The organism is Sorangium sp. So ce426 (assembly GCF_051475585.1).
In the GTDB taxonomy this organism is placed as follows: Bacteria; Myxococcota_A; Polyangia; order Polyangiales; family Polyangiaceae; genus Sorangium; species Sorangium cellulosum_B.
Map to the genome: position 1 here is coordinate 3,890,875 of NZ_CP150341.1, position 17,334 is coordinate 3,908,208.

The following is a 17,334-nucleotide window of genomic DNA, read 5'->3' on the forward strand; positions in this document are numbered from 1 at the left end:
GTCAGCCCGGGGCGCGTTGCCACGTGCCGAGGAGCGACCAGCCGGTGAGCGTGCGCCGCACCGACACGAGCCGCATCCGCTCCCCGACGTCGAGCGCCGCGAGGCTGCGCTCGTCGAACTTGCTCGGGTGGATGTGCTTGCGCGAGAAGCCGTCGCGGCGCGCGATCCACTCGAGCACCGTGGCCTCGAGGAGCGGCAGCGTCGACAGGCGGCCGTAGTTCGGGGTCGTGAGCAGCAGCGCGCCGCCCGGCGCGAGGCGCGCCGAGAGCCCGCGCGCCCAGCGCGACGGATCGAGGGTGTGCTCGACGACCTCCTTCGCGAGCACGACGTCGAACGGGCCGTCGAACCCGCCGCCCGTCGGGAGCTCGTAGGGCCCCGGACAGACGGTGAAGCGCGCTGCGCGCGCCGGGTAGAGGCGCCGGCACGCCTCGATGGCGCGCGCGTCGAGATCGCAGCCGTAGAGCTCGGTCGCGGGCGGCGCGCCGGGGATCTCCCCTTCGAGGCCGCAGCCGACGAGGAGCACGCGCGGGCGCGGGCCGCGCGCGGCGATGGCGCGGGCGAGGGGGCGGGTGAGCGCGCCGTGGTAGAGCGACCACGGGAACCGCTCGCGGCGGCGGTGGTTCGAGAAGTAGTCGCCGGGCGGCGCCGCCGTTTCAGCCATCGGGCCCCGCCTGCGCCACGAGCAGGTACTCGGCGGCCGCGTCGCCGCCCGGGGCGAGGCGCCCGAGCGCGTTGACAAGGGCGCGCGCCACGTCGACGGTGAGCGGGCGGAGCGCTGGCATGGCGATCCAGCGGCCGGTGAGCTTGCGCATCACGTAGCCGAGCAAGCTCGGGTACAGCATGAAGTCGAACGCCCACGAGGTCGGCCGGCCCGCGATGGGGCGCGTCTCCACGAGGTCGAAGCCCGCGCGCGCGAGGTGATCGCGCCAGCCCGCCTCGTCGTAGAGGTGGACGTGCGAAAAGACCCGATCGAGCGCGTCGCCGTACGCCCGCGAGAGGCCGACCAGGCCCACGGAGCGGAGCGCCTCGGGCAGGGCGAGCTGGTACGTCCAGTCGGGCGTGGGCACGATGAGCACGAACCGCGCTCCGGGCCTGAGCGCGCGCCGGATGTTCACGAGGGCGCCGTGGAGATCGGGCACGTGCTCGAGGCTGCAGTTGGCGATGGCGCTGCCGAAGAACCCCTCGGGCAGGTGGACGTTGACGATGCTGCCGCAGATGAGCGTGCGGTACGACGCGGTCCGCTGCGCGCGCTGCACCTCGGTCGGGTTGATGTCGATGCCCCACGCCTGCTTGTCCGGGTAGGCGAGGCGCGCGAACAGGCCGTCGCCGCAGCCGACGTCGAGCAGCGGCTCCGGCAGGTCGAGCTCGCGCACGGCGCGCAGCCGCACGCACTCGCGGATGGCGAGCGCCGCGGGCGCGAAGGCGTAGTAGGCGGAGAAGTCGTCCGCGTCGAGCGGCCACTCTCGGTCCATGGGAGCGCTCATCCCCCGTGGAGGCGCAAGGAGCGCCGGCACGCGCGGACCGCTCCGGTCGGGTGCGGCCCGTCCGTCGCTTCGACGATGGCCTCGAGGGCTCCGGGATCGAGGTGCGGCAGGGGCATGCGCCGCATCCTACCATCGGAGCGGCGCTCCTCGGGTACGGCCGAATTTCTCCGAGACCGGGGGACGTCGAGGGCCGTGTCACCGAGGGCGGGGTCGGCGTCCGCGAGCTCGGAGAGCCCGCCCTGGCTCCGGGGGCCACGAAAGGAAAACGCGGCGATTGGCGAGGTCCGCCGGCTGCGATCGCACCTTGTGAGCAGGCCGTTGGTGGCAGTTGGTATGAGGAAATGAAAATGCATCGGGCCGATCGCGCGTAAGCGGTTTGCGATGCCAGCCGCGCGGACGAGCCTGCATTTTTCTTCGTCTCGTCCGCACGGCGTGCCAGCCTGCGCCCGCCATGCGGAACCGATTCGATCGGCTGGCGAAGGACATCGCTCAGGAGGGGATGACACCGATCGGCAAGGTCGTGACCGACGCCGAGGTCGCCGGAGAGGCGCAGCATGCGGACCTATGGTATGAGCCCGACCCCGCGCGCGCGTCGGGGCGAGAGCGGCTCGGGCTCCTCGGCCGCCTCGCGGAGACGGCGTGCACCATCGAGGCCTACAGCGACACGCCGAGCGCGGACGAGGTGCGCGCATGCGTGCACAAGCACCTCGCCGTGTGGCGAAGCTACGTGGCCCGCAACCGCGCTTCCGAACCCCCGTTTCTGTGGATGTTGTCGACCGGTCGCCCAACCGCCGTGATCGCCGGTCTGCGCATGGAGCCGATGGCCGGGTGGCCCGCGGGGGTGTACGAAGGCCCCGGACTGCTGCGAACCGCGCTGATCGTCCTCGGCGAGCTGCCGCGCGTGCGCTCGACCCTGCTGATGCGGCTGATGGGCGGAGGACGCGTACTGCGAGAGGCGATCGAAGATTTCCGGCGGCTGCCGGAGGACGCGTCGGAGCGCGACATCGCGCTCGGTCCTCTGCTACGCTTCCGAGCGGAGGTCGCCCAGCGCGGGCCCGCGACACCGGAAGAAGAGGAGTTCGTGATGACCACGCAGGAACTCGTCGAGCAATTCATCGAGCAGGGACGCACGCAGGGGGTCGCGCAAGGGATGGCGCAAGGGATGGCGCAGGCGACGATCGAGCTCTACGAAGCTCGGTTCGGCCCCATGCCGCCGCCGCTGCGGTTGGCCGTGGAGGCCATGCGCGATCTGCCGACGCTCCGAGCGTGGCACCTCCTCGCCGGCACCGGGACGCGCGAGGCCGTGCACGAGGCCCTCGCCGCCGGTCCCTCCGAGCGCTCGTCCTGACCCCCGCCGCCAACCGCCCGGCGGCGCGCCGCCGGCGCCGGCCGGAGCGCCGCCCGCGCGCCCCACGGCGGCCTCGGGCCGTGGGTCGAAGCGCCTCGACGACGCGTTGCGCCGGGTGTTACCGAACGTAACGCGAGCGCATCGAAGCGTTACCGAACGTAACGCCACGTGGCCGGACGGCGCGCCCCGGGCGTTCTCCCGGCGATGAACCGAGTAGTATATCGGGTCCTCGTGTGACACACTCGATGGCGCGTGTGAGGGGCATGGCATCGGCCCGCGCTCTCCCGCGCGCCTCCGGACATCGACGGTGGGCAGCGCAGCCATCCAGATGAGCTGTTCGATCGATCCGGGCTCGATCCGGGCGACGCTGCGCGCACGAGCGAACCGGCGCGCTATCGGCTGAAAATAAAAAAATCGAAAGTTCGAATGCGCTGAAGGTGCTGCTGGTCGGCGGGGGCGGTGCGCCGAGGGGCAATTCGAACGATCACGTACACAGCAATCTTTCGAGCGTCGAGGACCATGCGAAGAATACTTTGTGCTCTTCTGTTTTTGGCTGTCACCGGCTGCGGCGATGACACGGACACCACGACATCCAGCAGCACGTCGAGCTCGACGTCCAGCTCGAGCAGCGCGGCGAGCTCCGGCGGGGGTGATGCCTCTGGCGGCGGCGGTGGTGGCGGCGGCGACACCGGCGGTGGCGGCGCTGGCGACACCGGGGGCGGCGGGGCCACGGGTGGTGGCGGCGAAGGCGGCGAAGGCGGCGGTGGCGGCGCCGGCGGCGCGGCGGAGGCGCACTGGGTCGGGACGTGGACGACCGGCCCGCAGCTGACCGAGCCCCACAACAACCCGCCCGCGGACGGCCCTGGCCTGACCAACAACACGCTGCGCCAGGTGATCTATACGTCGATCGGCGGCAAGGGCGTGCGACTGCTGCTCTCGAACGAGTTCGGCGACGGGCCGGTGACCATGGAGTCGGTCCACATCGCGGAGTCGACGACCGCCGACGGCATCAACGTGGCCACCGACCATGCCCTGAAGTTCGCGGGGGCCGATGCGGTGACCATCCCGGTGGGCAAGACGGTCTTCTCCGATCCGATCGAGTACACCATCAAGCCCAACACCAAGATGGCGGTGACCATCAAGTTCGGCGCCGTGCCGGCCGGGATCACCGGGCACCCGGGCTCGCGGACCAACTCGTATATCCAGGTCGGCAACGGGGTCTCGTCGGCGAACCTGACCTCCCCTGTGTCCCTTGCGCACTGGTACTACATCACGGGCCTCGACGTCGATGCGGCCCCCGAGGCCGCGGCGGTCGTCATCCTCGGTGACTCGATCACCGATGGCCGCGGCTCGGACACGGACGGGAACACCCGCTGGCCGGACTTCCTGTCTCGCCGGCTGCGGTCCAATCAGGGGACCCAGCAGGTCGCCGTGCTCAACCTCGGCATCGGCGGGGGCAACGTGCTCGTCGGCGGGCTCGGGCCGACCGCCAAGGCCCGCTTCCAGCGTGACGTCCTGGACCAGCGCGGCGCGAAATGGCTGATCACGTTCATCGGCGTGAATGACATCGGCACCGACAGCCAGCCGCCCGTCGCCGAGAACCTGATCGCGGCCTATGAAGAGTTCATCACCAAGGCGAAGGAGAAAGGGATGCTCGTTTATGGAGCGCCCATCACGCCGCTCGGCACCGGGTACTTCTCCGCGGCCCGCGAGACGACCCGCCAGACGGTCAACACCTGGATCCGCACGAGCGGCAAGTTCGACGAGGTCATCGATTTCGAGCCGGCGGTCGTGGACCCCAACGATCCCACCAAGCTGAAGGCTGACCTTGACTTCCAGGATGACGGGCTGCACTTCAACCCGACCGGCCTGGAGGCGCTGGCGAACGCCGTCGACCTCTTGCTGTTCGTCCCCCAGCCCAAGTAGAGCGGAGGCCGCTCGTGGGGGGCGCCCGATCGGGCGCGCGGAGCTCCGCGCCGCCGCGCGCCCGGCGAAGACCACCGCTCCCCCGGCGGAGAAGCGCCCCGGCCCTCGTGGGGCGCTATGACCGGTGACCTGGACAACTGAGCCGCCAGCGTTGACGCGTTGCGCTGTGCGTCCTCGCGTATTCAGCCGCAACGGTCCTGAGTAGCCTTGTCTCATGCGCGGGCTCGAGGTGGCGCCGTGAGCCGGATCCTGCTGGTCGAGGACGAGGTCGTCATCCGGACGGAGCTCCGGCGGCTGCTCGTTCGTCATGGGCACGACGTCATCGAGGCGGGGTCGGTCGAGGATGCCTCGGCGGATCACGATCTGCGCGCGTTCGATCTGGTGCTGGCCGACGTGCGCTTGCCGGGCGCGCCGGGCACCGCGCTCGTCGGGCAGTGCGGCGGCGCGCCGGTCGTGCTCATGACGAGCTACGCCACGGTGAAGGCGGCCGTGGACGCCGTGAAGCGCGGCGCCGCGGATTACCTGTCGAAGCCGTTCGATCATGCCGAGCTCGTCGCCCTCCTCGAGCATCATCTCCCCGGCGCGCGGCCCGCGCGGAGCGCGCTCCCCGACGTCGCGCAAGGCGCCTCGGTGCCCGCGCCGTCTGCGCCGCCCGTGCCGCCTACGTCCGAAGACGACGAGCTCGAGGGCATGGTCGGCGGCTCTGCGGTCATGCGCGAGGTGTTCGCGCGGGTGCGCAAGGTCGCCCCGAGCGAGGCGACGCTGCTCGTCCTCGGCGAGAGCGGCACGGGCAAGGAGACGCTCGCCCGCGCCGTGCACCGGTTGAGCCCGCGCCGGCAGCTGGCGTTCGTCCCGGTCCACTGCGCGGCCATCCCCGAGGGGCAGATCGAGGGGGAGCTCTTCGGATACGAGCGCGGCGCCGTCCCCGGCGCGATCTCGGCGCGCGCGGGGCTCTGCGAGGCCGCGGAGGGCGGGACGCTGCTGCTCGACGAGGTCGCCGAGCTGCCGCCCAAGGTCCAGGCGCGGCTCCTCCGCTTCCTCCAGACGGGCGAGGTGCGGCGCGTGGGCGCGACCCGCGCCCGGCGCGTCGACGTGCGCCTCATCGCGGCGACGCGCCGAGATCTCGTGGCGATGGTGCGCGACGGATCGTTCATGAGCGACCTCTACTTCCGGCTGCGGGTCCTCGAGATCCGCCTCCCGCCGCTGCGCGAGCGGCCGGGCGATGCGGTGCGCCTCGCGGAGTCGCTGCTCCGGCGGCGCGCGTGGGCGATGGGCCGCGCGCCGCTCACGCTGACGCCGGAGGCGCGCGCCGCCATCGCGGCGGCCCCCTGGCCGGGCAACATCCGGGAGCTGGAGAACGCCGTTCACCGCGCGATGGTGCTCGCCGATGCGAGCGAGATCGGGCTGGAGCTGCTCGGGCTCGACGCGCCCCTTCAACCACCTTCGTCCGCGCCCGCCGCGGACGCGCACGAGGGAGAACCCCCGTCCGACTCTCTCGAGGGGTATTTCCGCCGCTTCGTCCTCGAGCACCAGCACGAGCTGACGGAGACCGAGATCGCCCGCCGCCTCGGCATCAGCCGCAAGGCGCTGTGGGAGCGGCGGCAGCGGCTCGGGATCCCCCGGCCGCGCTCCTGAGCCTCCGTCGACGGCGGCGCGCCCTCGTCAATTTTGGTTGACTGGCAGAATGTGAACGTTCACAATTGGCTCAGGCGCGCTCGGGCAGGGCGTTGACCTGACGAAGCCTCCCCTGGGCTGGCATTGTTCGCGGAAAATTGAACAGGGAGGCGGGGAGACGGGGAGATCGGTGGAATTTTACTCCCCGTCTCCCTGCCTCCCTGTGAATTGTCCAGAAAAATTCGGGCGAATGCTCCTGGGCGGCGACCGCGCGACCACGCCGGGTCGTCCCGACCAGGGAGCCGCGTCGCCTCGACGCGTTCGTTTTTTCTTTTTCTGACAGCCGCGCGCCGCGCGCTCTCGCTGACACCTCTTATCGGGCCATCACCATGCACCTTCCTTCCCAACCTACCAACACCCGCTCTCTCAACCGACGCGCAGGCGGTGCGACGTCTGCTGTCTGTCTCCTCGCTCTCGTCGCAAGTTGTAGTGGGGAGTCGCAGGTGGGCGACGGTGATGGCGGCGGCGGTGCCACGGGCGCGACGACCGGCCCCGGAACGGGCGTTTCGAGCAGCAGCGGCTCGGGCGGGAGCGACGGGCAAACGACGAGCGGCGGCTCGACGAGCGCCAGCGGAAGCTCGGCCGCGTCCGGGGGCGGTGACCCCGGCGCCGGCGGCGGCGACGGCGGCGGTGACGGCGGCGGCGCCCCCGCCGTCTGCCCCGAGACCTACTCCAATCCTCTGATCTGGCAAGACCTCCCCGATCTGGAGGTCATTCGCGTGGACGACGCCTACTACTACACGGCGTCCACCTTCCACCATGCGCCTGGAGCGCCCCTGCTCCGCTCCTACGATCTGGTTCACTGGGAATACGTCTCCCACTCCGTTCCCCTTCTCGACGTCGACCCGTCGTACGACCTCGGCCGGGATAGGTCCTATGTGAACGGCATCTGGGCTTCCACGCTCCAGTACCGGAAGAGCAACAAGACCTTCTACTGGATGGGCTGCATGCACAACAAGGGCGGCGGCTGGGTCTTCACGGCCAAGTCCCCCGAAGGCCCGTGGGAGAAGCACAAGGGCGGCTGCTACTACGACATGGGGCTGTTGATCGACGACGACGACACCATGTACGTGGCCTACGGAAACAACACGATCAGCGTGGCCCAGCTGAGCGCGGACGGCTTCAGCCAGGTCAAGAATCAGGTCGTGTTCCAGACGCCGGGCAACATCTCCGGACCGCTGGAGGGCTCTCGCATCATCAAGAAGGATGGGGACTACTACATCTTCACCACGCAGTACGCGAACGGTGAGTACGTGCTGCGCTCGACGAGCGGGCCCTTTGGTCCCTACGAGCTGCGGCCCTTCGCGGTCAAGCTGCCCTACGCCGGCGCCCCGGGCTCCGGCGGCGCCCCGCACCAGGGCGGCGTCGTCCAGACGCAGAACGGCGACTGGTACTACCTCGGGTTCAACGACTCGTACCCGGCGGGCCGCATCCCGGTGATGGCCCCGATGACCTGGACCGACGGCTGGCCCTCGCTCACCCTGGTGGACGGCAAGTGGGGAGGTACGTACCCCTTCCCGAACCTGCCTTGCGGCTCGAACCGGGTGAAGCCGCCCGTGACCAAGGACACCTTCGCGGAGGCGACCCTGCGCCCCGAGTGGGAGTGGAACCACAACCCAGACGGCACCAAGTGGTCGTCCGGGGCCGGGCTGACCCTACAGACCGCGACGGTGACGAGCGATCTGTACGCCGCGCGAAACACGCTGACGCGCCGCATCGAAGGGCCCGTGTCGATCGCGACGATCGAGCTCGATCATAGCAAGATGCAGAACGGCGATGTCGCCGGCCTCGCTGCCCTGCGCGACATGTCGGCGTGGATCGGGGTCAAGAAGGCAAACGGGGCGACGCGCGTCGTGATGACCAATGGGGTCAACATGAACACCTCCTGGGCCACGACGAGCACGGGCACCGAGGTGGCTTCTGCCGACGTGTCGGGCAACACGATCTGGCTGCGCGTGGAGGCCAACGTCCGCACGGACAACGGCGGGGCGCAAGCGCGCTTCTCCTACAGCACGGACGGCGCCCGGTTCACCAGCCTGGGCAACACGCTCGGCATGAACAAGAACTGGCAGTACTTCCTCGGTTACCGGTTCGGCATCTTCAACTACGCCACACAGTCCCTGGGCGGCTCGGTGAAGGTCGCGTCCTTCGAGGTCACCAAGCCGTAAGATGCGAGCCGGCAGCCTGCAGGGTCATCCGCGTGGCCGAGAGCGAGATCCGGGGCGGGTCTAGAGCGACAAACGGGTTGAAACCACGAGAAAAAACAGGAATTTCACAGGGAGGCGGGGAGGCGGGGAGCGAGAGACGGCAAGAGGGAAAAATTCATTTTTTTCTTCCTCCCCGCCTCCCCGCCTCCCTGTGAAAATTCTCCGGGTTTCAACGTGATTGGTGTTCTAGTTCTTCGTCGGCGCGGGCGCGCCGCTCTGGATCCACTGGCGGAGGGCAGCGAGCTCAGCGCTCGTCACCGTCGGCTTGCCGTCCGCGGCCTGCGGCATGACGCCCGTCTGGCAGGTGCCGCCGGCGGAAGGCCTGCACCCGGCGCTCCCGGCCGTCCCTGCGACCTTGAGGTAGAGCCAGCTCTGGTCCGGATTCCCCGGGACCACGAGCTTGAACTGCCCACCGCCCTTGGCGGTCTTGTTGACGAGGCCCGCGACGATGTCCGTCGAGCTGATGTCGCCGCCGAGCGACAGACCTGCTGCGGGACCGGTCGACGGCGCAGCGTGGCAACCGCTGCACTTGTGGATCGCGCTCTCGAAGATCGGACGGATGGTGTCCTGGAACACGCCGGACTCGCCGGGCAGGGGATTTCCCGGATCCGGATCCGGCTTCAGGTCGGGATTGATGACCTGAGCGATCGCATCCATCTCGTAGCACTGGGCGGCCACCGCGTCCTTCAGCTTCTGGTCGGTGGGCGACATGCCCTTGGCGACGCGGTACTTCTCCCAGACGTTGTCGATCCAGCCGTGCAGCTTCCAGAACATGTAGTTGTCGATGTTCGTGAACTGGTTGCCGAGGCCGTGATCGGTGTTCTGGGGGCGCACCCACTTGAAGTGGAGATCCCCGTGCAGGCCGCTGGCCTGCAGGTTGGTACCGGGGATGGCCTGGCCGGCGAAACACTGGAGCCACATACCGAGCGCGCCCTCGTCCGGGAAGCGGCTCAGGTTCTCCGGCTTGTCGATCTCGTCGCCGATCTTCGCGTTGGCGAGCGTCGTGGAGCTCCAGGGCCTGAAGTCCGATCTCCACTGCTGGGGCAGCTCCTCCGCCGTCGTGGGGAACTTCTTGAAGCCCTCGAACTGCTCCGAGTGCTTCGGCCAGAGCTGCTTCAGCGACTGGATCATGTGCCGGTGCATGGCGAGGAACTGGTAGCCGTCGCCCGTCGTCCTGCACTCCTGGTCCGACGGGACCGGGACCGCCGACCTGCAGATATTGACCCTGCTCATGCCCATGCCGCCATTGCAGCGCCGGATGCTGTGCCACTCGAAGTGGGCGGCTTGCCATTCATTCTCCTGCATCCAGGAGATGACCTCCGGCTGAACCGTGAGATCGATCTGGTTGTTCTTCACGAACTCCGCCGCGCCGTCCTTCATCGTCGCGTCGCTGGGATGGGGATCGTAGCCATCCACGCAATGATCCTTCGGGTGCGTGTCGCCCGTCCCGCTCGAGCCGCCGGTGCCGCCGGCGGGATCTCCGGTCGACGAGGAGGAGCCCGTCGTCGCGGCGGAGGTGGAGGCGTCGCCGGCGCCGGCGCCGCTCGTGCTGGGGCCGGCGCTGCTGCCGGTCAACGTCGAGGTCGTGGTGGAGGTGGACGACACGCCGCCGCCGCCTGCTCCACCCGAGCCCCCGGTGTCGGGATCTTCGCCGCTACAAGCGCCCAGCAGCAAGGCCGTAACGCACGAGAGGAAACCCAACGTGCGTTGAGACATCTTGCCCAATGACACGGTGGACGGACCTGCCTGATCGTTGATTCGCATGGTGCTCCTCGTTACCGCTGGATGCCGGACCGCTGGGTGCCGGGCGCATGCTTCCGCGCAGCCGCTGAGCCAGACGCCAGATGGAGCATCGGCCAACCGCCGGTGCCATTTGCGTAGCACGAGGTCTCCGAGCGGAGAAGCGGGTGTAAATTTGCTGCAAAACGATCATCGCCGACGTTGGATGAGCCGTGGGGAAGGGGAAAGTAAAGAGCTTTTAATAAGTCAAGGGTGATCGCCGCTCACCCCAGGTGACCGAGGGGTCCGTGCCCCATCCGCCTTCCTTTTGGAAAAGTGAAGCTGCATCGATGGTTGATCCCGTTCAGTGATGCCATAAATGCCCGTTTCTGCTCAACCGTTCCGCTGGCCTGCGAGTATCGAGGGGGGCGCCATGGGAAGGCGAGCTCCGCAGGCCAGCGAGTCTGGAGGGGGCGAGCGACCTCGTCCGGAGTCGACCTGGGACGGCTGCGCCCTTGATTGCCTGGCCGAGAGGGGAGCTGCTGGTTACCGGCGCTCCGGGGGACCACGGGACCATGAACGAGAGCCATGTGAAGGGTGGTGTTGCGGCGGGCGCGGAGCTGGAGGTGCGCCGGCGGCGCAATGCCGATGCGCTGCGGGGCGAACACCGCGGCTCTCGAGCGCCGGCTCGCGCGCGGCCAGGCAGCTCTCGATGAGCTCTCGGAGATCGTCACGGCGCATGTGAAGCGACCCGCGGGCGCGTCCTCTGCCTCGTTGACCCTCTCGCGGGGCGCGATCTACCTTGCGAGCGCCCCCATGACCCTCCACGTCGTCCGCCAGGGCGAGCTCCCGGCCGCCATGGCGCGTCGCTGCTGAGGGCGATGCTTCCGGCGGACGAGGTCATCCAGAAGCTGGTGGACGTGCTCGCGCCGTACCTCGGCGAGAACATGGCGCGCGCGGCCGTGCGCAGCCAGGCGGACAAGCTGGGGTTCAAGCACGGGCGCCTCTCCCCGGCCGACGTGGAGCGCTTGCTCGCCGCGGTCGCGCCGGGGCTCGGCGTGTTCGTCGGGCGCGACAAGGCCCAGCGGATCCTCGACGAGGCGCGCGCCGCGATCGGGGCGCAGGGAGGAGCTCGATGACGCGCGTCCCCGTTCGCCGCGTGGCGCCGGCGGTGGTGACGATCGTGTGCGCGGTGTACGTCCCGCGCCTGCTGCCGCAGACCGCCGAGCTCTCCGAGCGGCTGCTCCCGACGCCGGTCGTCGACGCCGTGGGTCCGCTCGTGCGGCTCGCGTGCCTCGCGGTCGCCGCCGTGTTCGGGCTGCGCAGCGCCGCGCGCCTCGAGCGCGACAACCCGGCGCGCGGCCCGTGGTTCCTGCTCGGCGCGTGGCTCGCGCTCTTCACCCTGGGCCAGGTCGGGCTCGTGTACTATCCGCTCGTCGCGCGCGCGCCGACGCCGCTGCCGTCGATCGCGGACGCCGCGTTCCTCCTGGGATACGCGCTGCTGATCGTCGCGTCGGCGCGCTTCGTCTTCGTGTACCGCGCGTCCGGCTTCCCCGTCGGCAGCGCGCGCGAGCACCTCGGCATCGCCGCGGGCGCGGCGGCGGCGATGGCGATCGTCGGGTATCCCCTGCTCGCCCCGATCGCGCGCGCGCCGGTGCCGCTCGGCGAGCGGCTCATCAACATCGCCTATCCCATCCTCGATCTGATCGCGCTCGTCCCCGCGCTGGTGATGCTGAGGATCGCGCGCGCCTTCCGCGGCGGCAAGGTGTGGGCGATCTGGGGATCGCTGCTCGCGGGCTGCGCGCTCATGGCCGTGGGAGACATCCTGTTCGCTTTCTTCTCCTCGGCGAAGGTGACCGCGTTCGGGCCAGGCGTGGACATGATGTTGCTCCTCGGGTACTTCGCGGCGGCGTGCGGGACGATGCTGCAATACGAGACGATCACCGACTGACGACGGCGGCGCGGTGCTCGCCACGGGTCACAGGCCGCCCCGGCGGCGCGCGATGGTACGGTCGGAGGGTGACGGCGGGCGTGACATGTCACGCTGTCGGCCGTGACATGTCACGCTGTCGGGTGTGACATGTCACGGCGGCTCGCCCGGCGCAGAGGTCGAGCCGTCGGCCCGGCGCGCGCCGCGGCTCGCCCTTCGGGGTCGAATTTGCTGCGTCGGTGCGCTCGCGCTGCGCCCATGGATGTCACGCCGGGGAGGGCGCGCCAGGCGGCACGCGCGTTGCGTGATCGCTCGCTCGCGACACCCGTCCACGGGCGCGCGGCGCCGCCGCGCCATCACACGGAGCTGAGCGCCATGATGTCTGCGCCGATACCGATGACGACAATGAATCTCCTCACGAGGTCCCTCTCCGTCGAAGAGCGGATCGACGAGGCGGTCCTCTGCGCCAACGTGCCGAGCCCGCTGTCCTCGGTCGCGTTCCATGAGGACGTCGAGTGCATCCGCAGGTTCTTCGCCGCGGGGTTCCCCGTTCACCTGGCGGTTCATCGGGTGGACAGCGCCGAGGCGGCGCGCCGGGATTACACGGCGCTGCACACCCACGACGGCCCGGAGATCAACCTGATCCTCCCGGATCCCGCGGGCCTCGAGTACCGCGTCGAGCTCGGCTCCCGCGTCCACCACGTCACCGAGAGCACGAGCATCTGGATCCCGCCGGGCGTCCCGCACTCGGCGAACGTGGTCCGGGGCTCTGGCTACTTCATCACCGCGCGCTTCGACCACGGGGGTGCGAGGTGAGCCGTGACCTTCGTCGGAGCCTCGACGAGGACGCGGGCGTCAGGAGGCCCGCCGTGGCCGCGTCGAGCGCCGCGCAGGCCTACCGGAGAGGGAGCCTCTGGCAGCGGGGGCGCGGCGAGCGCCTCATCGCGTTCGCCGGCGTGAGGCGGGGCGAGCTCGTGCTCGACCTCGGCTGCGGCACCGGCGGCCTCACGCGGCAGCTCGCAGAGCTCGTGGGCCCCGACGGGCGCGTCCTTGGGATCGATCCGGACGAGGCGCGGATCGCGCTCGCCCGGCGCACCGCAGGCGCGCCCAACCTGGAGTTCCAGGTGGCGGCGGCCGAGACCCTCGGCGAGGTCGCCCGGGACCGCACCTTCGATCTCGTCTTCTCGAACTTCGTGTTTCACTGGATCCGCGACAAGCGCGCGGTCCTCCGCCGGATGCGCGACCTGCTCCGCCCCGCGGGGCGCATCCTCGTCCAGTGCGTCTCGTCGCTCCCCGTGCTCGTCGGGGAGCTCTCGCGGCTCGCCGACCCTTCGGGGGAGAAGATCCTGCGGGATTTCGCCTTCGAGGACGCCGCGGCGCTCGGGCACCACGTCGAGGGCGCCGGGCTCCAGCTGCTCCGCCTGGAGGAGCAGCACGGAACTCACGTGTACCCGACGCTGGACGCATTGCTGCGGTGGTGGCAGGCGACGACCCACGAGCGGTTCGACCCGCGGGCCGTCGAGCCCGCGGCGCTCTCTCGGTTCGCCGAGCAGCACGGCGACGGCGGCGTGTTCCGGGTGCGCGAGACGTTCTGCTGGTTCGAGGCGCGGCTCGCGCCGGCGCACTCGTGGGGACGCGAAGGCCGACCCCCTGAATCTCGATGATTTTTTCTGGATTGCGTCGACGTTTGTCTGGTCCCGGGGCCAGGACGACGCGATGCTCCTGGTTGCCACGCCCCCGTTCTTTTCCGAGGTGGGCTATCCTCCGCTCTCCGCAGCCTCCCGCGGCGGCGCTCGCACCCAGGACCGATCCGAATGGCGATCTTCGAGCTCTCGTTCCAGTCCGGGGAGGCCTCGCTCTCCGTGCGCCGTGTCGTGGTCCAGGAGGCTGTCTCCGAGCCCTTCGCCGTCTCGGTATGGGCCCGGTCCAGGCTCTCGGATCTCGAGCTGGAGTCGCTCGTCGGCCAGAGCGCGGCGCTCCAGATCCAGCCCGACGCCGCGCACCTCCACTGGCTGAGCAGCAGGCTCTGGCAGGGCGTGTGCAGCCACGTGGAGCAGGTGCAGGCCGAGCCGACGGGGCTCTCGACGTACTATCTCCGCATCGTGCCGCGCCTCTGGCTGCTCACCCAGCGCCGCGGCCACCGCATCTACCAGCACCTCTCCATCCCCGACATCGTCGACGCGCTCCTCGGCGAGTGGGCGATCGAGCCGGCGTGGAAGATCGATCGCGGCGCGTACCCCAGGCTCGAGTACAAGGTCCAGCACGGCGAGAGTGATCATGCCTTTCTCTCCCGCCTCCTCGAGGAGGCGGGCATCGCCTACACCTTTCCGGACCACGGGAAGGACGCCAAGCTCACGCTGAGCGACAAGCTCGAGGCGGAGCCGCTGAGGCCGGGGCCGCCGCTGCCGTTCGTCGACAACCCCCTCGAGACCGCCGAGCGCGAGTTCGTCACCAGGGTGCGGCTCGGCCACGAGGTCCGGCCCGGGGCGAGCACGATCCGCGGCCATGACTTCCGCAAGCCCTCGTTCGCGCTCACGGGCGAGGCGCCCCCGGCGCCCGCGCCCGAGGCGAAGTACGAGCAGTACCGCTACGAGCCCGGCGCGTTCCTCGCCGCGAGCGCCGGGGGCGGCGCGCCCGTCGGCGACGCCAAGGGCGTTTACCGCCACGACCCGAAGCACGGCGCCGATCTCTCGACTCGGGTCCTCGCGGCGATGCGCGCCGACAAGCGCGGCGTGCTCTTCGAGGCCAACGTGATCGACCTCTACCCCGGCCGGGTCTTCGCCGTCGATCAGCACCCGCACCCGGATCTCGGAGGAGGGCCGCTCCTGGTGGCCGAGCTCGAGATCGTTGCCTCGCTCGGCGAGCCGTGGAGCGTGCGCGGGCGCGCGCTCTTCGCCGATCCCAAGGCCCCGTACCGGCCGGCGCGCAAGACGCCCAGGCCGGTCGCGCCCGGGCTGCAGAGCGCGACCGTGGTGGGGCCGCCGGGCGCCGAGATCCACACCGACGAGCTCGGGCGGGTGCGCGTGCAGTTCCCGTGGGATCGCGAGGGCAAGCTCGACGACAACAGCTCGTGCTGGATGCGCGTGAGCCAGGGCTGGGCGGGGGCCGGGTTCGGGATGTTCATGCTCCCCCGCGTCGGCCAGGAGGTGCTGGTGGCCTTCCTCGACGGCGATCCAGATCTCCCGATCGTGGCCGGGCGCGCCTTCAACGGCCGCGAGCTCGTGCCGTACAAGCTGCCGGATCACAAAACGGTGAGCACCTGGAAGAGCAGCTCGTCGCCCGGCGGCGCGGGTTACAACGAGATCAAGTTCGAGGACCAGGCGGGCCAGGAGCTCGTCTACATGCAGGCGCAGCGCGACAGGAACCAGCTCGTCAAGCGCGATGAGGTCGAGCGCACCGCGCGCCACAAGCGGAGCACCGTGGGAGGCGACGAGCACCTGGTCGTGAAGGGCGCGCGAAAGCAGCTCGTCGACGGGGGCGACCATGTGCACGTGAAGCTGGATCAGCGAACGGCCGTCGACGGCTCGGTGTCGCTCACGGTCGCGGTGAACCGGGACGAGCGCGTGGACGGGAACCACGCGCTCGAGGCCGGCAAGCAGATCCACATCAAGGCGGGCGCGACCCTGGTGCTCGAGGCCGGGCAGCGGCTCACCATCAAGGGGCCTGGAGGCTTCATCGACATCCACCCGGGGGGCGTCGACATCGTGGGATCCATCGTCAACATCAACAGCGGCGGCGCGCCGGGCGCCGGCCAGGGCGCGAACCCGGCGGCGCCGCTCGAGGCCGAAGAGGCGCACCCCAAGGACACGCCGTCTCCCTGAGACGAGGAGGAGCGAGATCATGCCTGCAGCCGCGCGCCTCACCGATCTGCACACCTGCCCGACCCACCCCGGGCCCACGCCGATCGTCTCGTCGGCCAGGACGGTGAACATCGGCTTCCTGCCCGCGGCGCGGGTCGGCGATCGCGCCGCGTGCCCGGCCAGCGCCGCGATCGTCCAGGGCTCGGCGACCGTGTTCATCGAGGGCGCCATGGCCGCGCGTCTCGGCGATGAGACGGCGCCGAAGGGCGCGGTCGTGACGGGGTGTCCGACGGTGAACATCGGCTCGACCCCCGCCATCGACGCGCTGCTCGCCGCGTCCGAGTCGGGGACTCCGTTCCTCGATTGCGAGAGCTGCCGGATGGACGGCGCCGGGTGAAGGCGCTGCTCCACGTGACATCAGGGCTGCTCGCCGGGCGGCGCGTGCGCCTCCAGGCCGGCGAGGCGCTGCGCGTGGGGCGCCTCGGGCGGGCCGATATCGTGATCTCGCAGGACGAGCAGATGGCGCCGGTGCACTTCGAGATCGCGTGGGACGGCGCCGCGTGCCGGCTCGTCGATCGGAGCCGCCGGGGGACGCAGGTCGGCGGCAAGGCGGTCGCCGAGGCCACGATCGGCGACGGCGCCCTCGTCGTCGCGGGGCAAACCCGCTTCCTGCTGCGGCTCGTGCCGGACGATCTGGGCGCCGAGCTCCCGCCTGCGCTGCCGCGCCCGCCGCCGTCACGGGAGCTGCTCGCCGCGCGGGCGGCCGCGCTGGAGGCGCTGCAGAGCGAGCCGGAGCCGCTCTTCGCCCTCCTCGACGCCGCCCGCGAACGGCGCATCCTCACGCTGCTGCGCGCCTGCGAGGACGAGAATCGCTCGCTCTTCGAGGGCGTCGCGGGCGAGGCGATGGCCCGGGCGGCGCCGCACCTGGTGCGGATCGAGAAGGGGTCGGCGCTCCTGCCGGTGCTCGTGAACGAGGGGTGGGGCGAGAGCTGGGGAGTCTACCTGACCGGGCGGAGGCCTCTTCGAGAGGTGCGGCAGAGATTGCGGCGGTCGCTGATCGTGAGGGACGAGGAGACGGGGAAGGGGCTCTATTTCCGGTTCTACGATCCGCGGGTGCTCCGGTTGTTCCTGCCGTCGTGCTCGGCGCGGCAGCGGAGCGAGATCCTGGGGACGGAGATCGGCGGGTTCTTCATCGAGGGCGAGACGGGCGAGGTGCTGCGCCTCGGGGGGGCGTGACGGCGCCTGT

16 protein-coding genes are annotated in these 17,334 nt (G+C 70.4%); 13 read left to right on the forward strand and 3 right to left on the reverse strand.

Features of this window, described 5'->3' with window-relative positions; translation table 11 throughout:
• Position 1: 1 nt before the first annotated feature.
• Both WMF44_RS14600 and WMF44_RS14605 read right to left on the reverse strand, forming a co-directional pair.
• Positions 2-661, reverse strand: coding sequence for a class I SAM-dependent methyltransferase (locus WMF44_RS14600; RefSeq protein ID WP_437299723.1), 660 nt, complete (start codon positions 659-661; stop codon positions 2-4).
• The gene (locus tag WMF44_RS14605; protein WP_437299724.1) at positions 654-1,472 is read right to left on the reverse strand and encodes a class I SAM-dependent methyltransferase; all 819 of its coding nucleotides are present in this window, start codon (positions 1,470-1,472) and stop codon (positions 654-656) included. Before WMF44_RS14605 ends, WMF44_RS14600 begins: the two co-directional genes overlap by 8 nt.
• A gap of 706 nt (positions 1,473-2,178) precedes the next feature.
• Here WMF44_RS14605 and WMF44_RS14610 point away from each other — a divergent pair.
• The 4 genes from WMF44_RS14610 (at position 2,179) to WMF44_RS14625 (ending at position 8,600) form a co-directional block, all read left to right on the forward strand.
• Complete coding sequence (locus tag WMF44_RS14610; protein ID WP_437299725.1) at positions 2,179-2,832, forward strand: hypothetical protein; 654 nt, start codon at positions 2,179-2,181, stop codon at positions 2,830-2,832.
• A gap of 519 nt (positions 2,833-3,351) precedes the next feature.
• The gene (locus WMF44_RS14615) at positions 3,352-4,758 is read left to right on the forward strand and encodes an SGNH/GDSL hydrolase family protein (protein WP_437299726.1); all 1,407 of its coding nucleotides are present in this window, start codon (positions 3,352-3,354) and stop codon (positions 4,756-4,758) included.
• A gap of 237 nt (positions 4,759-4,995) precedes the next feature.
• The gene (locus WMF44_RS14620) at positions 4,996-6,393 is read left to right on the forward strand and encodes a sigma-54-dependent transcriptional regulator (protein WP_437299727.1); all 1,398 of its coding nucleotides are present in this window, start codon (positions 4,996-4,998) and stop codon (positions 6,391-6,393) included.
• A gap of 368 nt (positions 6,394-6,761) precedes the next feature.
• Positions 6,762-8,600 carry a glycoside hydrolase family 43 protein gene (locus tag WMF44_RS14625; protein WP_437299728.1) on the forward strand — a complete coding sequence of 613 codons (1,839 nt, stop codon included), beginning with the start codon at positions 6,762-6,764 and terminating at the stop codon, positions 8,598-8,600.
• Between the two features lie 225 nt (positions 8,601-8,825).
• Here WMF44_RS14625 and WMF44_RS14630 read toward each other — a convergent pair whose 3' ends face one another.
• A complete protein-coding gene (locus WMF44_RS14630; protein ID WP_437299729.1) occupies positions 8,826-10,055 on the reverse strand; it encodes a hypothetical protein in 1,230 nt (409 codons plus the stop codon).
• A 19-nt stretch (positions 10,056-10,074) separates the two neighbouring features.
• On the opposite strand from WMF44_RS14630, the gene WMF44_RS14635 reads away from it, so the two are divergent.
• The 9 genes from WMF44_RS14635 (at position 10,075) to WMF44_RS14675 (ending at position 17,324) form a co-directional block, all read left to right on the forward strand.
• Positions 10,075-10,350, forward strand: a complete 276-nt coding sequence (locus tag WMF44_RS14635) for a hypothetical protein (RefSeq protein ID WP_437299730.1) — start codon at positions 10,075-10,077, stop codon at positions 10,348-10,350.
• A gap of 650 nt (positions 10,351-11,000) precedes the next feature.
• A complete protein-coding gene (locus WMF44_RS14640; protein WP_437299731.1) occupies positions 11,001-11,234 on the forward strand; it encodes a hypothetical protein in 234 nt (77 codons plus the stop codon).
• Positions 11,235-11,239: 5 nt separating this feature from the next.
• Entirely contained in the window at positions 11,240-11,497 is a 258-nt protein-coding gene (locus tag WMF44_RS14645; RefSeq protein WP_437299732.1) for a hypothetical protein, read from the forward strand.
• Positions 11,494-12,309: a hypothetical protein gene (locus WMF44_RS14650; protein WP_437299733.1), complete on the forward strand. Its 816-nt coding sequence runs from the start codon at positions 11,494-11,496 to the stop codon at positions 12,307-12,309. The genes WMF44_RS14645 and WMF44_RS14650 overlap by 4 nt, the downstream gene beginning before the upstream one ends.
• Positions 12,310-12,693: 384 nt before the next feature.
• Positions 12,694-13,104: a hypothetical protein gene (locus WMF44_RS14655; RefSeq protein ID WP_437299734.1), complete on the forward strand. Its 411-nt coding sequence runs from the start codon at positions 12,694-12,696 to the stop codon at positions 13,102-13,104.
• The gene (locus WMF44_RS14660; protein ID WP_437299735.1) at positions 13,101-13,952 is read left to right on the forward strand and encodes a class I SAM-dependent methyltransferase; all 852 of its coding nucleotides are present in this window, start codon (positions 13,101-13,103) and stop codon (positions 13,950-13,952) included. Before WMF44_RS14655 ends, WMF44_RS14660 begins: the two co-directional genes overlap by 4 nt.
• A 150-nt stretch (positions 13,953-14,102) precedes the next feature.
• Positions 14,103-16,109 (forward strand): type VI secretion system Vgr family protein, encoded by a 2,007-nt coding sequence (locus WMF44_RS14665; RefSeq protein ID WP_437299736.1) that lies wholly within the window; start codon positions 14,103-14,105, stop codon positions 16,107-16,109.
• Between the two features lie 19 nt (positions 16,110-16,128).
• On the forward strand, positions 16,129-16,485 hold the full coding sequence (locus WMF44_RS14670; protein WP_437299737.1) for a PAAR domain-containing protein: 357 nt from the start codon (positions 16,129-16,131) through the stop codon (positions 16,483-16,485).
• The gene (locus WMF44_RS14675) at positions 16,482-17,324 is read left to right on the forward strand and encodes a DUF4123 domain-containing protein (protein WP_437299738.1); all 843 of its coding nucleotides are present in this window, start codon (positions 16,482-16,484) and stop codon (positions 17,322-17,324) included. Before WMF44_RS14670 ends, WMF44_RS14675 begins: the two co-directional genes overlap by 4 nt.
• The last annotated feature ends 10 nt before the right edge of the window (positions 17,325-17,334 follow it).